Origin of the sequence: Thermoanaerobacterium xylanolyticum LX-11, assembly GCF_000189775.2 — a bacterium.
In the GTDB taxonomy this organism is placed as follows: Bacteria; Bacillota; Thermoanaerobacteria; order Thermoanaerobacterales; family Thermoanaerobacteraceae; genus Thermoanaerobacterium; species Thermoanaerobacterium thermosulfurigenes.
On the sequence record NC_015555.1, the window covers coordinates 872,181 to 887,453 of the forward strand.

Genomic DNA, 15,273 nt, shown 5'->3' on the forward strand with positions numbered 1-15,273 from the left:
CCAAAAGGAGGGGACACCCGTGAATAAAGAAAAAGTAAAAAATTCTATAAAAGAGCTTATTGATAAAGGCAAAAAGAATGGCATGCTGACGTATAATGAAATAATGAATTCTCTTGAAGATATTGATATGGATGCAGATCAGATAGAAAAAGTATATGATACATTCGAAAAGTTGGGTATAGAAATCGTGGGAGAAGAACCACAACAAGATGAATTAATTCCAGAGGAAGATCTGGATTTGGATCTTACTATTCCTGAAGGAATAAATATTGATGATCCAGTAAGGATGTACTTAAAGGAAATAGGAAAGATACCTCTTTTATCTCCTGATGAAGAGATAGAGTTGGCAAAGAGGATAGAAAAAGGCGATGAGGAAGCTAAAAAAAGGCTTACGGAAGCGAATTTGAGGCTTGTTGTAAGCATTGCTAAACGATACGTAGGCAGAGGTATGTTATTTCTCGATTTGATCCAAGAAGGAAATTTAGGTCTACTAAAAGCTGTAGAAAAGTTTAACTACAGAAAGGGATTTAAGTTTAGCACATACGCTACGTGGTGGATAAGACAGGCAATCACGAGGGCTATAGCTGATCAAGCCAGGACGATACGCATTCCTGTCCATATGGTAGAGACTATTAATAAGCTTATAAGGGTTTCAAGGCAACTTTTGCAGGAATTGGGACGTGATCCTCTACCAGAGGAGATCGCTAAAGAGATGGATATGTCAGTTGACAAGGTCAGAGAGATAATGAAGATTGCTCAGGAACCAGTATCGTTAGAGACTCCTATAGGCGAAGAAGAAGACAGCCATCTTGGCGATTTTATACCAGACGAAGATGCTCCAGCCCCTGCTGAAGCGGCAGCATTTACAATGCTTAAAGAGCAGCTTATAGACGTATTGGATACTTTGACGCCGAGGGAAGAAAAGGTATTGAGGCTAAGATTTGGATTGGATGACGGAAGAGCAAGGACATTGGAAGAAGTGGGCAAAGAATTCAATGTCACAAGAGAGAGAATAAGACAGATAGAGGCAAAGGCATTGAGGAAATTAAGACATCCAAGCCGCAGCAAGAAATTAAAAGATTTTTTGGATTAACACTGCTTGACACCGGTTAAAAATGTAGTATAATAATAAATGTATTCCTCAGTAGCTCAATGGTGGAGCAACCGGCTGTTAACCGGTAGGCTGTAGGTTCGAGCCCTACCTGAGGAGCCATATTTAGGGCCTTTAGCTCAGTTGGTAGAGCGGTCGGCTCATAACCGATTGGTCCGGGGTTCGAGTCCCTGAAGGCCCACCATATAATGATGAAAGGATAGGCATTTGATTTTACAAATGCTTTTTATTTTATAGTATGAAGCTGTCACAGAGATTAAATTCTATCGTCAAAATGATAAAACTTCATTCTAAAGTTGCTGATATAGGTACAGATCATGGATATATACCAGTCTACCTTTATTTAAATGGCATTTCAGACTACATAATTGCATCAGATGTAAAATCTACTTCTCTCAATAAAGCAATTGATGTTATTAAAAAGTACAATCTGTCAGAAAATATAATTGTACGGCTTGGCGATGGATTAAGCATTTTAATGCCAAATGAAGTTGATACGGTTGTAATAGCCGGTATGGGTGGCATTTTGACTTCAGATATTTTAGAAAAAGGCAAAAGTATTGCTTCAACTGTAGAGAGATTTATCTTGCAGCCTATGACGGCATCTGACCATCTTCGCAGGTATATTTATGAGAATGGGTATTTGATTGTTGATGAAGATTTAGTCTTTGAAAAAGGGAAGTTCTTTGAGATAATTGCTGTAGAACATGGCAAGGGGAGAATCCACGACGAAATTTTTTATGAAATCGGTGAAAAACTCTTTCAAAAAAGTCACCCATTGCTTAAAGATTATATATCATATAAGATAGGAAAGCTAAAAAAGATTTTTGATGAAGTCTCGAAAAGCAATGAAAGTGATTTACTGAAAGAGGATATTTTAAATAAAATAAAAAAATATGAGGTGTTATTGTATGAGTCTGAAATGCCAGACAATAGCAGGAATGATTGACAAACTTGCACCACACAAATGTGCTGAAGAATGGGACAATGTTGGGCTTCTTGTGGGGAATCCCAGAAAAGATGTGTCGTCTGTCATGGTGGCTTTGGATGCCACAAGAGAAGTTGTATTAGAAGCCATATCAAAGAAAGTCGACATGATTGTAACGCATCACCCTATAATATTTAAACCATTTAAGAATTTACGTACTGATAATCCGTTAGGCGAAGTTTTGACGATGCTTATAAGAGAAGACATACCTGTGTATTCAGCGCATACCAACTTTGATGCTGCAAAGGGCGGAATGAACGATATTCTCTGCAACATACTGGGAATATACGACGAGGAGATTTTGCAAGTTACGTATAAAGAAGGCTATAAGAAAATTGTAGTATATGTTCCGATTGGATATGAGGAGATAGTAAAGACAGCTATGTGCAATGCAGGTGCAGGCTACATAGGAAATTACAGCGATTGTACTTTTCAAACGATGGGCATAGGAAGTTTTAAACCGTTAGAGGGAACGAATCCTTTTATAGGTGAGATAGGAAAAGTGGAAAATACTCAGGAGGTTAGAATAGAGACTATAGCACCAGATAAATTGGTAAATAGGGTTATAAGTGCTATGTTAAAAGTTCATCCATATGAAGAGGTAGCTTATGACATATACCCTGTTGAGACATTGTATGATGAATATGGAATCGGGAGAGTAGGCTTAATAAAAGACACTACATTAGGCAACCTCGCAAATGATGTAAAAGCAAAACTTGGCTTAAAAAACATACGTGTCGTAGGCGATTTAAACAAGACAGTTAAAAAAGTGGCTGTATGCGGTGGCAGTGGTGGTAGCTTTGTATCAATTTCAGCTTTTAAAGGTGCCGATGTTTTGATAACAGGTGATGTTGGCTACCATGATGCAGTAGATGCAAGGCATATTGGACTGGCTATAATAGATGCGGGTCATTTTGGCACAGAGAAGATTTCTGTAAATTTCATCGCTGAATACATAAGGGATGAAGCGCAAAAAATGGATGTAGACTTAAATGTCATTACCAGCGAAGCACAAGCTGATCCGTTTATGTTTATGTAATAATTGCCAGTTGACAAACTTATTTGATAGTGGTATCATTCTATATCTGGAGAGTAATACTTACGAGTAAGCCAGATGGTCGCGTACATTATGTACGAGGAAAGTCCGAGCTCCACAGGGCAAGGTGCCGGGTAATACCCGGTGGAGGTGACTCCAAGGAAAGTGCAACAGAGATATACCGCCCATCATTTAATTCGTTAATAATAAATTTTTTATTCGTAACGAATTAGTTGGTGGGTAAGGGTGGAAAGGCGAGGTAAGAGCTCACCAGCATCCAGGCGACTGGAATGCTCTGTAAACCCCACCTGGAGCAAGGTAGAATAGGAGGGAAATACAAGTGGCCCGCTTGACCCTCGGGTAAAACCGCTGGAGGTATCAGGTAACTGATATTGTAGATAGATGACCATCTAAAACAGAACTCGGCTTATAGACTTGCTCGTATTAAAAGGCAAAAACTCAATGTCATGTGGCATTGAGTTTTTTTAAATAATTTTTTATGAGAGAGGTTGTAATTTTAAATGGCTTATGAGAATCAAAATGTAAAAGTTGTAGTTGGAATGTCTGGAGGAGTAGATTCCTCTGTGTCTGCACTGCTTCTTAAAGAACAAGGATACGATGTGATAGGCATATTTATGAAAAATTGGGATGAAGAAGATGATTCTGGGTACTGTACTGCAGCAGAGGATTACGAGGATGTTGTGAGAGTTTGCGATAAAATAGGCATTCCTTACTATTCGATAAACTTTACAAAAGAATATTGGGACAGAGTTTTTCAGTATTTCTTGAATGAATACAAAAGCGGTAGAACACCCAATCCAGACGTAATGTGCAACAAAGAGATAAAGTTTAAGGCTTTTTTGGAGTTTTCGATGAAAATTGGAGCAGATTATATTGCAACAGGCCACTATGCAAGGATAGAGCATATAGATGGGCACTACAAGATGCTAAAAGGTGTAGACAAAAACAAAGATCAGACGTATTTTTTATGTGAGCTTGGGCAGAAGCAGTTGTCAAAGACGATGTTTCCAATAGGACACCTTGATAAATCGGAAGTGCGGGAGATAGCACGAAAGGCAGGTCTGAAGACGGCTGATAAAAAAGACAGCACAGGTATTTGCTTTATCGGAGAGAGAAAGTTTAAAGAATTTTTAAATCAATTTCTGCCTGCGAAGCCGGGAGAAATAAGGGATCTGTCGGGGCGCGTATTGGGACGTCATGATGGGCTTATGTTTTACACATTAGGACAGAGAAGGGGCATCGGCATAGGTGGTGTAGGTACAGGAGAGCCTTGGTTTGTAGTTGACAAAGATGTTGAAAACAATATACTTTATGTTGCACAAGGTGATAAAAATCCTGCATTGTATTCATACGGCTTGTTTACGAAGAATGTAAATTGGATAGACGGTGACATGAACTTCGATGAACTTAGGTGCAAAGCAAAATTCAGGTATAGACAGCCTGACCAAGACGTAATGGTTTTTAAGAAAGACAATGGTTATTTAGTTGTGTTTGATAAGCCTCAAAGAGCTGTTACTCCGGGACAATTTGTCGTCTTTTACGATGGTGAATACTGCCTTGGAGGTGGCGTGATAGAGACCATATATAAAGATGAAAAAGCCTTGATATAAAAAGCGATTGAAGGTTTACATCATTTTTGATATTATATAATTGTAAAATATTAAAAGGAGATGGATGAATTGAGTATTCACATAGGTGCAAAAGATGGAGAAATTGCAAGTACAGTATTATTGCCTGGAGATCCACTGAGGGCTAAGTACATTGCAGACAATTTTTTAACTGATGTAATTTGTTACAATGAAGTTCGCGGAATGTACGGATTTACTGGTTATTATAAAGGTAAAAGAGTATCTGTTCAGGGAACAGGTATGGGTATACCATCTATATCCATATATGTAAACGAGCTTATCCAAAGCTACAACGTAAAAAATCTCATAAGGATAGGCACATGCGGATCAATGCAAGAAGATATAAACATAAGGGATGTAATATTAGCAATGGCGTCATCGACAGATTCCGCCATAAATAAGATCAGGTTTAATGGCATGGACTATGCTCCTACAGCCAGTTTCAAGCTCCTGAAAAAAGCTTATGATGCGGCTTTGGAGAAAGGTATCAACGTAAAAGTAGGCAATATACTTTCATCAGATACATTTTACAACGATGATAAAGATAGCTGGAAATTATGGGCTAAGTTTGGCGTTTTAGCAGTTGAGATGGAAACAGCAGGTCTTTACACTTTAGCTGCTAAGTATGGAGTAGATGCTCTTACCATATTGACAGTAAGCGATAGTTTAGTTACAGGTCATGCTACATCCGCAGAAGAAAGGCAGAAGACATTTAACGATATGATAGAAATTGCTCTAAATATCGCTGAATAATATGTGGGAGTGATGAGAATGCAACCACTAAAGTTTAAACCCATATTTATGGAAAGGATATGGGGCGGAGATGCCTTGAAGACAAAGTACGGCTTTAATGTACCTTACGGCAAAAAGATAGGTGAGCTTTGGTGCATTTCTGACAATACAACTGCTGTAAGTGAAGTAGATGGCGGTATTTACGATGGAGTTAAATTAAGCGAACTTGCAAATAAGCATGGAGACGAGCTTTATGGAGAAGGCAAATCGTACGGTAGATTTCCATTGCTTATAAAGATAATAGATGCCAATGATAAATTGTCTGTTCAAGTGCATCCAGATGATGATTACGCTTATCATCATGAAAATGGCGATATAGGCAAAACAGAAATGTGGTATATAATCGATGCAAAGCCTGGTGCCAAACTTATCTGTGGTTTAAAAGAAGGCACGACGAAGGAACAATTTAAGTCATTGCTTGAAAAGGAAAGTCTTGAAGAATGTCTAAATGAGATAGAGGTAAAGCCAGGAGATGTAGTGTACATACCTTCAGGGATGGTACATGCCATCGGAGAAGGCATACTAATCTGCGAAATACAGCAGAATTCGGATTTAACTTACAGAGTCTATGATTACAATAGAGTAGATGACAATGGAAACAAAAGAGAGCTTCACATTGATAAAGCTTTAGACGTGATTGATTTTAATTTAAAAAGCGATAAAATAGTTCCTAAATATAAAAAGGTAGATGGGGGAAGCATTGCCAATGTCGTTCAGTCAAAATACTTTAAAACGGATGTAATCTATGTTGAGTCAACGGTCAATATAGAGACTAACGGCATTTTTAATACGTTGGTGATGGTAGAAGGCGAAGGAAAGATAATTTACGAAGATGGGGAAGCTGATTTGAAAAGCGGTGAATCGCTTTTGATACCTGCGTCAATTGGCAAATACACCATTACTGGCAATTGCAAACTTATAAGGTCTTACGTGTAGAAAGTGATGTTGACATAGAGGTAAAAATATAATATACTAAACATGTGAGGCGAGTGGGGTTATAGCCCAGCTGGTTAGAGCGCTACGTTGACATCGTAGAGGTCACAGGTTCGAGCCCTGTTAACCCCACCATTTTAACTAATTTAAAATTTAAATATGGATTTTTAAGTGGGGTTATAGCCCAGCCGGTTAGAGCGCTACGCTCACATCGTAGAGGCCACAGGTTCGAATCCTGTTAACCCCACCAATCTGAAATATGCAGCTTAAAAAGCTGTTTTTATTTTGCAAAAAACCGCCTCTAAAAGGCGGCTTGAACAACATTTCTACTTTTTGACAAAAAAGTAGAAATCATCACCATCTTATGATATAATTATTTTTGATGGGGATGTAACTCAGCGGGAGAGTACCACATTCGCATTGTGGGAGTCGAGGGTTCAAATCCCTTCATCTCCACTTAGAAAAATCAAGGGTTTGGACATTTTACTTAAGTCCAAACCCTTTTTTGTGCCCAATTGGTGCCATATTTTTTTATTTTTTGCATTTAAGTGAATGGAATAAAAGGTTCCCATGATATAATAGTTTGGGAGGGATGATTATGAATGAAATGTGCATAATAGACAGATTCGAAGGTGATTACGCTGTAATTGAGTTTGGGCGTATTACATTTAATTTTCCTCGTACTCTTTTACCAAAAGATTTAAAAGAAGGCGATGTAATAAAGTTTGATGTACGAATTGACAGTGAAGAAACGCTTAAGCGAAACCAGAAAATAAAAAGGCTGGCAGATGAACTTTTTAGAGAGTAGAGAGGTGCATCATGTTTAAAAAAATAGCAATTTTCGTTTTGATATTTGCTTTGCTTTTTTCTTTGGTTGGATGTTCTGATACCACAAATTTCAATCAGAAACAAGGCGAAATTCAGAATTCTACAGTACAATCTACAAATGGCTTACTTAAAGTGTATTTTATCGATGTAGGACAGGGCGATAGCATTTTTATTAAGACACCTGACAATAAGGCGATGCTAATCGATGCTGGTGTACCAGAAATGGGGAAAAAGGTCGTCGACTACATAAAAAGTTTAGGTGTAACAAAAATCGATATATTAGTTGGAACACACCCACACGAAGATCACATTGGTGGAATGGATAGAGTAATAGAAAGCTTTGAAATAGGAAGATTTTACATGCCAAAGGTGACTACAAATACAAAGACATTTGAATATGTATTAAATGCTGCAAAAAATAAGGGATTGAAGATAGATGTGGCAAAAGCAGGAGTGACTTTGGACCTTGGTCCTTCTGTTAGTGCTGAAATTATAGCGCCAAATAGCTCTAAATACGCCGATCTTAACGAATACAGTGCAGTGATAAAACTTACTTATAAAAACACATCGTTTTTGTTTACTGGCGATGCTGGTGCTGAATCGGAGAGGGAAATGATTGAAAAGGGGTATGATTTGAAGTCGGATGTACTTAAAGTTGGTCATCATGGAAGCTCAACATCAACTACTGCGAGCTTTTTAGATGATGTCAGTCCTAAATATGCTGTAATCTCCTGTGGAAAAGGCAATGACTACGGACATCCCCACAGTTCTACATTGAAAAAACTTAAAGCCAGAAACATACCGGTCTATAGGACAGACGAATGTGGGACAATAATTGCTGTAAGCGATGGGCAAAGTATTTCGTTTAATGTGAAACCAGGCGATTACACACCGGGACAAAAAAACTAAAAACGGATTTTTGTTACATAAATATGTAGATTTCATGAAAAGATATAACCAGAAAGAATTATGAGGAGGTTATATCTCATGAAAAAATATAAAAGATATATTGCGATGATGCTGATTTTTGTTATGGTGCTTGCAACTGCATCATTGGCAGGATGCAAAAGCTCAGTTAAAAAGCCAGTTACATCAAAGAGAAGTTTAAATGTTGTTGGATTTTATGTTGATTCACCTGGATACGACAACTCATACAATTCGCTTGTAAAATACGCGAAGTACATGGACACAGTTTCGCCACTGTGGCTTACTGTTCAAGGCGATGGATCTGTTAAAGATTCAACAAATCCGCAAGCTTTAAACTTTGCAAAGAAAAATGGTTTAAAAGTTATACCGCTTGTAAACGTAGCTGATAGCAAGGATTCAGTTTTGCTTGATTCTAAAGTGAAGACTGAGACCATGAATGAGCTTATAAGTCTTCTTAAAAAACATGGATTTGACGGATACAACATAGACTTTGAGTTTATCCCACATGGCACAAAAAATTATGTTAAGGATAAAGACTACCTTACGGCATTTATGGGTACTTTTAGGACGATGATGAAAAGAGAGGGTAAAATCTTAGATATGTCTGTGATTCCTCATTATCAGGTTTCACCTGATATATCGGGAATTTACGATTATCACAAATTGGCACCATTAGTTGATCATGTGACATTGATGACTTACGACAGGCATAATGCTTCATCGCCACCGGGACCAGTATCTCCGGAGCAGTGGGTTGAGAACAATGTGAAGGATGCATTAAAAGAAGGCTTTAAACCAAGTCAGATTTGCCTTGGTGTTGCGACGTATGGATACGATTGGCCTGCAAATAAGTCAGGTGGTTTTTCTGCTCCAACAAAGACGATACTTCAGAATGCTCAGCAGAAAGGTGTGACAGTACAGTGGAGCAATACGTATCAAGAGCCATATTACACATATTATGACAGCACATATGGCGCCACAAGGCAGGTATGGTTTGAAAATTCTACGACGATGGCTGAGAAAATAGATATAGCGAAAAAATACGGCATTCATGGCATTTGCATATGGAGAATAGGTTTTGAAACACCATCATTTTGGCAGGTTATAGCCAAAAAGATTGGAGCAAAGTAAGTAGTAGCCACTCGCATAGCGGGTGGTTTTTGATTCATCTGTAAATTCACAGAGATTTCGCATTTAAAAAATTATAGAGTGATAAACACGTTGATTTATATAATTTAACTAAGAGCAGCTAGAAATATGTGATTTTCCGTTTTTTACTGGAAATTGAAAGAAAAAAATTTGCAAAATAAAAGCATCCTTTCTATAATATGTTTTGCGAAAACCTAAATAGAAAGGATGCTGATAAAATGAACAAAAGTTATTTAAAACAAATGCTTATTTACTTCTCTAAGATATACCATCTTGGAGAAAAAATCAATACCCTAAAAGATAAAAGAGCAAAATCTTCAGTAAAAATTTCAACAGTTACCTTTGTAGTATTATTTGGATTTATGCTTCAAATAAGGAGTTTTAATAGGTTGGAACATTGGCTTAAAAAAGGTAAATTTAAAAAAGTATTACCTAAAAAGACTAAAATTCCTCGTATTGACACTATTAGGCGTGTTTTAAGCAATTTTGATTTAGATGGCTTAAATGAACTTAATAATAGTATAATCAAGACAAGTACAAAAAATAAGGTTTTTAGAAAAGGAACTATAGATGGACTAAAAGTTGTTGCAATAGATGGTGTAGAGTTATTTGAAAGCACTAATAAGTGCTGTGATAATTGTCTTACACGAGTCCAAAAGGACGGGATTACTCATTACTTTCATAGGTCAGTAATATGTGCATCTGTAGGTTCTGATCCACATCTTATCATAGGTCAGGAAATGCTTGAACCAAAAAGAGATGCTTCAGATAAAGACGAAGGAGAAATCACAGCAGGCAAGCGTCTAATTAGAAAATTGCATAAAGAATTTCATCATTTTGCAGACATTATAGTAGCTGATGCATTATATTGCAAATCTACTTGGATTAAAGAAGTATTATCAATAGGGATGGATGCAGTAGTAAGGGTTAAAGATGAAAGACTTAATATAGTTAAGGATGCACTTGGTTTATTCAAGTGTCGAGAAGCAGATAAAGAATGGACTGTTAAGAAAAAAAGTAACAATTATATTAAAATAAAGGCCTGGGACGAAGACAATTTTCAAATGCCTAATTCCGACATAGAAGTAAGGTTTATAAAATTTATAGAGGAGATACATAGCTCAAGCAAAGTAGAAACAAAAGAATCATGGATAATAACTACCTCTAAAGTTACTTCAGTAGAAACTTTATGGAAAATAATACATAAAAGATGGGAAATTGAAAACAATGCTTTTCATCAATTAAAAACAGAATGGCACTTAAATCACTGTTTTATGCACAGTCCTGAGGGTGTAGAAACTGTGTTAATGTTTATAATAATAGCATTTAATTTGATGCAATTATATTTCTTCAGGTGTATAAGAAATTTTAGGGAAAAGCATATGCTTCAAATAGATATTATTGAAGATATAAAAGATGAGATATTTATCATAGAAACTGGATGGAGTAATCCACTGTTTGTGAAGACATAATTTGAAACAAAACTGGAAATTCATTATTAAAATTCATGGGGTAAGGGGAAAGTATAACTTTTTTAGCATCTAAATGGATTTACTATTACCATATATTCAACTAGATGTAAAATATAAAAATTCTTGTAAAGATAAATTTTTTGCTGGAATTTTGATGCGAAATCTCTGGTAAATTCAATAAAACGTTGACTTACTGTTAAAAGAATAATATAATCAAATCATGACAAATAAACATATATTGGAGGTTAGTTATGTATATACCATCTATTAGCCCGTATGCATTTAAAATTGGACCGATTGCTGTACATTGGTACGGAATTTTTATGGCTTTATCTATAGCTGCTGGTGCATATTACTTGTACGTTAGGTCGAAAGAGCTTAACTACGATGAAGATTTCTTGTTAAATCTTTTGATGATTGTGGTTATATCCGGAATAGTAGGAGCAAGATTGATGTTTGTATTGGCGAATGACATTGATTGGTTTTACAAAGATCCGATACAGATTCTTAAGATTTATCAAGGTGGACTATCATGGCATGGAGCTGTATTGGGAGGATTTCTTGCAGGCCTTTATTACTGCCATAAGAAAAACGTCAAGATAAATCCATTGGAAGATTATGCTGTCATAGGATTGGCTATAGGGAATATGCTTGTAAGAATAGGAAATATATTTAACCAAGAGGTTTTGGGAAGGCAGACTGATTTTGCTTTTGGAAGATGGCCCGCACAATTAGTTGGTGTAGCAATGGGACTTATCCTTTTAATACGTTATTTTTACATCGAGAGAAAGCACATGCCGTATGGGTATCAGTTTTGGTCTTTTATATTTTACTATCAGCTTATGAGAGGGCTTATTGAAGAAACTGTAAGGGACAATCCACTATTTTGGCCAGTTTATCTAAATAAGCACCTTGGAATCGGCTTTTTTACTTTGACGCAGATTGCAACTCCTTTCATACTTATATTGGCATACTGGATGATGAGGCGTGTATTAAATGATCCAGAAAATAAGAAAGTAAATTATTGACCTGCTTTACGCGGGTTTTTTATATAATGAAAAATGAGAGAGGGAGATTGTGATGGAGAAAAAAGAATTATTTAAAAGATTGCTTTCGATGATAGAGAAATCATCAAGTGAGATAGATGATTTAAACTATTTTTACCATGAGGTTGTGAAAATATTGGACAGCAATTTACCTTACTACAATTGGACAGGTTTTTATTTCATGGAAGATGGGATGTTGAAACTTGGCCCATACATAGGAAGGCCCACAGAACATGTGAAGATAAACGTTGGTCAAGGTATATGCGGCAGAGCCGTGACTGAAAATGCCACAATTGTCGTAGATGATGTGACAAAAGAGGACAATTACTTGGCTTGTAGCATCGAGACAAAGTCTGAGATAGTAGTGCCTATAAGAATTGGCGATGAAATAATCGGCGAAATTGACATAGACAGCGATGAAAAAGCGGCTTTTGACGATGATGATAGAGCATTTTTAGAAGCTGTGGCAGAAATAGTCAGCAAAAAAATAAAAAATGATCATATAATATCAAAGAAAACTGAGAAAGGAGAGACAACATGAAAAGATCTTCTGTTGTGTTGATTTCAGTAGCAGCAGTCGTGCTATTAATAGTTGTTTACTTTTTTTCAAGTTATAACGGGCTTGTAAGTCAGCAGGAAAATGTAAATAGCAAGTGGAGCCAAATAGAAAATCAGCTACAAAGGAGGGCTGATTTGATTCCTAATCTCGTTGAGACTGTAAAAGGTTATGCTGCTCATGAACAGTCTGTGTTTGATAGCGTAAATAAAGCCAGAGAGAAGCTTCTTGCGGCAAATACTGTACAAGAAAAAGCCAACGCCAACGATGAGCTTGGGACAGCTTTAGGAAGGCTTCTGGCCATATCAGAAAACTATCCTAACTTAAAAGCCGATCAAAATTTCAGGCAGTTAAGTGATGAATTGGCAGGCACAGAAAATAGGATCGCCGTTGCCAGAATGGATTACAACAATGCTGTTCAACAGTATAACACCAGTATAAGGCAGTTTCCTAACGTCATCATAGCAAGGATGTTTGGATTTACGGAGAAACAGTATTTTAAAGCACAAGCATCAGCATCAGAAGTTCCAAAAGTCGATTTTTCGAAATAGGGAGGTTATGTGGTGTTAAAATATGCCAAAACATTATTTTTGCTGATATTTTTTCCTATACTAATTTTTGGCCAAATATTTGCTGCTGCAATTCCTCCTAAGCCTTCCCAGTACGATTATGTGTACGACTACGCAAAACTTATGAGCCAAAGCGATATTGATACAATAAGAAACATAGGGAAAGAGATAGAAAACTTAACTGGTGCTCAGATCATCGTAGTGACGGTTGACGATATAGGAGACTATCAAATATCAGATTACGCATTAAGCTTATTTAGAAGCTGGGGAATTGGACAGAAAGACAAAAATAATGGCGTACTTCTTTTAGTAGATAAAAAAAGGCTATTGGAAGGATTAAGCGGCAAAGTATTTATATCTGTCGGATACGGGTTGGAAGGTGCTATACCAGATTCTGTAGCAGGAAGGATTTTGGACGATTACGTACTGCCTAAATGGAATGATAAAGATTATTCTGGGGGCATTGTAGAAGGATATAAGGCAATAGTCACATTGGTTGCCAAAGAATACAATGTGGATTTAAAAAATGTTGACCAAAGCCAGTATGCTCAGCAAAATGACAGTGGCAGTAACAAAGCGGAAGGAATAATTTCTATAATCGCCATGATAATATTGCTTATTATTTTTTCTAATATACGCGGATGGTGGTGGCGCGGTCCTGGCGGGTTTGGCCCTGGAGGATTTGGTGGCTTTGGCGGATTTGGAACTGGCGGCGGTGGCTTCGGAGGAGGCTTTGGCAGCGGAGGAGGTGGAAGTTTTGGCGGTGGTTCCACCGGTGGAGGTGGAGCTGGCCGCTAAACTCTAAACTTTCCTCTTTCATATTGCTTTGGCCATTCTACATCTTCTTTAAGGTCGTGGGCTGCATACAGGGGCCAATACGGATTTCTTAGAAGCTCACGGCCTAAGGCTATTAAATCAGCTTTTCCGTCTTTGAGGATTTGCTCAGCCATTTCAGCTTTTGTTATTAGACCTACCGCTGCTGTTTTAAAACCAAGCTGACTTTTTATTTTTTCAGAGTATTTGATTTGATAGCCTGGATAAAGATCGATTTTTGCATTTAGAAGTCCACCGCTGCTTGCATCTATCACGTCTACGCCCAAAGGCTTTATGTATGATAAAATTTTTATCATTTCGTCAATGTCGATGCCGCCTTCAATGTAATCGTCGGAGGAAACTCTTACAAATAAAGGTTTATTTTCTGGCCATACTTTTTTTACAGCTTCTATGACTTCTTTAAGCATTCTCACTCTGTTAGTGATATCACCGCCGTATCCGTCATTTCTCTTGTTTGACAGGGGCGACAGAAATTCGTGTAGCAAATAACCGTGCGCCGCATGTATTTCAATGGCATCAAAACCAGCATTCAAGGCTCTTACCGCTGCATCTTTAAACTTTTCTACGATAGCATTTATTTCTTCTTTTGTGAGTTCATGTGGCAATTTATAATCATCGCTCCAGTTTATTGCTGAAGGCGCAACAGGCGTTTCATCTGCCACTTCTGATTTTCTCCCAGCATGGGCTAATTGTATTCCCATTGTAACACCGTGTTTTTTGCACTCATCAACAATTCTTTTGAGTGGTTCTACCTGTTGGTCGTTCCAGATGCCAAGATCGCGATCAGTTATTCGCCCTCGACTTTCTACTGCCGTTGCTTCAACCATTATTAACCCTACACCGCCGACGGCTCTGCTGACGTAGTGAACAAAGTGCCAACTGTTTGCAAGTCCATCTTTATCAGCGGAATACTGACACATTGGAGACATCATAATCCTGTTTTTTATGGTAATGTCTTTTATTTTTATAGGTGTAAATAACATAAAAACATCTCCTTTCAAAATATATATTACCACTTAGGGTGCAAAAATAAAAATTATCAAATAAAAAGTTATTTTACAAGCAAAAACGTATTCATTAAGATTGTTTTATTTCTATTTTCCGCAATTCGTGTTATAATATATGTTGTAGATTTTAAAAAGGAGGGCGTAACGTGAGAGAAAGAGTAGAAGAAGTTTTAAAGCTTTTAAGACCTTCTCTTCAAGCAGATGGCGGAGATGTGGAACTCGTCGACGTTACTGACGATGGTGTAGTTCAAGTAAGGCTTACAGGTGCTTGTGGCGGCTGTCCATTTGCAGTAATGACTTTGAAAGAAGGAATAGAGAGAGCAATAAAAGAAGAAATACCTGAAGTAAAGGAAGTTGTTGCTCTTTAAGATAAAAA

16 protein-coding genes, 5 tRNA genes and 1 other RNA gene are annotated in these 15,273 nt (G+C 37.2%); 21 read left to right on the forward strand and 1 reads right to left on the reverse strand.

The genetic code is table 11. From position 1 onward, the window contains the following. The first annotated feature begins 19 nt into the window (after window positions 1-19). The 20 genes from rpoD to THEXY_RS04345 all read left to right on the forward strand — a co-directional run bounded on the left by rpoD (window position 20) and on the right by THEXY_RS04345 (window position 13,854). Window positions 20-1,093 carry an RNA polymerase sigma factor RpoD gene (gene rpoD / locus THEXY_RS04255; protein ID WP_013787612.1) on the forward strand — a complete coding sequence of 358 codons (1,074 nt, stop codon included), beginning with the start codon at window positions 20-22 and terminating at the stop codon, window positions 1,091-1,093. A gap of 45 nt (window positions 1,094-1,138) precedes the next feature. Beyond that, window positions 1,139-1,213, forward strand: a tRNA-Asn gene (locus tag THEXY_RS04260). A 6-nt stretch (window positions 1,214-1,219) separates the two neighbouring features. Further along, a tRNA-Ile gene (locus tag THEXY_RS04265) sits at window positions 1,220-1,295 on the forward strand. Window positions 1,296-1,349: 54 nt separating this feature from the next. After that, on the forward strand, window positions 1,350-2,060 hold the full coding sequence (locus tag THEXY_RS04270; protein WP_013787613.1) for a tRNA (adenine(22)-N(1))-methyltransferase: 711 nt from the start codon (window positions 1,350-1,352) through the stop codon (window positions 2,058-2,060). Next, a complete protein-coding gene (locus THEXY_RS04275; RefSeq protein WP_013787614.1) occupies window positions 2,023-3,138 on the forward strand; it encodes a Nif3-like dinuclear metal center hexameric protein in 1,116 nt (371 codons plus the stop codon). Before THEXY_RS04270 ends, THEXY_RS04275 begins: the two co-directional genes overlap by 38 nt. A gap of 63 nt (window positions 3,139-3,201) precedes the next feature. Further along, an RNA gene (gene rnpB / locus THEXY_RS12255) (RNase P RNA component class A) lies at window positions 3,202-3,581 on the forward strand. Between the two features lie 75 nt (window positions 3,582-3,656). Continuing rightward, window positions 3,657-4,766 (forward strand): tRNA 2-thiouridine(34) synthase MnmA, encoded by a 1,110-nt coding sequence (mnmA, locus tag THEXY_RS04280; RefSeq protein WP_013787615.1) that lies wholly within the window; start codon window positions 3,657-3,659, stop codon window positions 4,764-4,766. A 69-nt stretch (window positions 4,767-4,835) separates the two neighbouring features. Further along, window positions 4,836-5,537, forward strand: coding sequence for a purine-nucleoside phosphorylase (deoD, locus tag THEXY_RS04285; RefSeq protein ID WP_013787616.1), 702 nt, complete (start codon window positions 4,836-4,838; stop codon window positions 5,535-5,537). Between the two features lie 18 nt (window positions 5,538-5,555). After that, window positions 5,556-6,512 carry a mannose-6-phosphate isomerase, class I gene (gene manA / locus THEXY_RS04290; RefSeq protein WP_013787617.1) on the forward strand — a complete coding sequence of 319 codons (957 nt, stop codon included), beginning with the start codon at window positions 5,556-5,558 and terminating at the stop codon, window positions 6,510-6,512. A 55-nt stretch (window positions 6,513-6,567) separates the two neighbouring features. Beyond that, window positions 6,568-6,644 (forward strand) — tRNA-Val (locus tag THEXY_RS04295). Between the two features lie 38 nt (window positions 6,645-6,682). Next, window positions 6,683-6,759, forward strand: a tRNA-Val gene (locus THEXY_RS04300). Between the two features lie 134 nt (window positions 6,760-6,893). Beyond that, window positions 6,894-6,965: transfer RNA gene (locus tag THEXY_RS04305), tRNA-Ala, on the forward strand. Window positions 6,966-7,107: 142 nt separating this feature from the next. Beyond that, complete coding sequence (locus THEXY_RS04310; RefSeq protein WP_013787618.1) at window positions 7,108-7,317, forward strand: DUF3006 domain-containing protein; 210 nt, start codon at window positions 7,108-7,110, stop codon at window positions 7,315-7,317. 11 nt (window positions 7,318-7,328) lie between these two features. Beyond that, complete coding sequence (locus THEXY_RS04315; RefSeq protein ID WP_013787619.1) at window positions 7,329-8,246, forward strand: ComEC/Rec2 family competence protein; 918 nt, start codon at window positions 7,329-7,331, stop codon at window positions 8,244-8,246. 78 nt (window positions 8,247-8,324) lie between these two features. Then, a complete protein-coding gene (locus THEXY_RS04320; protein ID WP_013787620.1) occupies window positions 8,325-9,395 on the forward strand; it encodes a glycosyl hydrolase family 18 protein in 1,071 nt (356 codons plus the stop codon). A gap of 236 nt (window positions 9,396-9,631) precedes the next feature. Next, window positions 9,632-10,885, forward strand: a complete 1,254-nt coding sequence (locus THEXY_RS04325) for a transposase (RefSeq protein ID WP_013787621.1) — start codon at window positions 9,632-9,634, stop codon at window positions 10,883-10,885. A 251-nt stretch (window positions 10,886-11,136) separates the two neighbouring features. Next, window positions 11,137-11,913 (forward strand): prolipoprotein diacylglyceryl transferase, encoded by a 777-nt coding sequence (locus THEXY_RS04330; RefSeq protein ID WP_013787622.1) that lies wholly within the window; start codon window positions 11,137-11,139, stop codon window positions 11,911-11,913. 52 nt (window positions 11,914-11,965) lie between these two features. Then, window positions 11,966-12,472 carry a GAF domain-containing protein gene (locus tag THEXY_RS04335; RefSeq protein ID WP_013787623.1) on the forward strand — a complete coding sequence of 169 codons (507 nt, stop codon included), beginning with the start codon at window positions 11,966-11,968 and terminating at the stop codon, window positions 12,470-12,472. After that, window positions 12,469-13,038 (forward strand): LemA family protein, encoded by a 570-nt coding sequence (locus THEXY_RS04340; RefSeq protein WP_013787624.1) that lies wholly within the window; start codon window positions 12,469-12,471, stop codon window positions 13,036-13,038. Before THEXY_RS04335 ends, THEXY_RS04340 begins: the two co-directional genes overlap by 4 nt. Before the next feature lie 12 nt (window positions 13,039-13,050). Beyond that, window positions 13,051-13,854 (forward strand): TPM domain-containing protein, encoded by an 804-nt coding sequence (locus THEXY_RS04345; RefSeq protein WP_013787625.1) that lies wholly within the window; start codon window positions 13,051-13,053, stop codon window positions 13,852-13,854. Here the strand turns inward: THEXY_RS04345 and namA are convergent. Beyond that, window positions 13,851-14,873, reverse strand: a complete 1,023-nt coding sequence (gene namA, locus THEXY_RS04350) for an NADPH dehydrogenase NamA (RefSeq protein WP_013787626.1) — start codon at window positions 14,871-14,873, stop codon at window positions 13,851-13,853. The two genes, THEXY_RS04345 and namA, sit on opposite strands and share 4 nt — an antisense overlap. A 170-nt stretch (window positions 14,874-15,043) precedes the next feature. Between namA and THEXY_RS04355 the strand changes: the two genes are divergently transcribed. Next, the gene (locus THEXY_RS04355) at window positions 15,044-15,265 is read left to right on the forward strand and encodes a NifU family protein (protein WP_013787627.1); all 222 of its coding nucleotides are present in this window, start codon (window positions 15,044-15,046) and stop codon (window positions 15,263-15,265) included. Window positions 15,266-15,273: the final 8 nt, after the last annotated feature.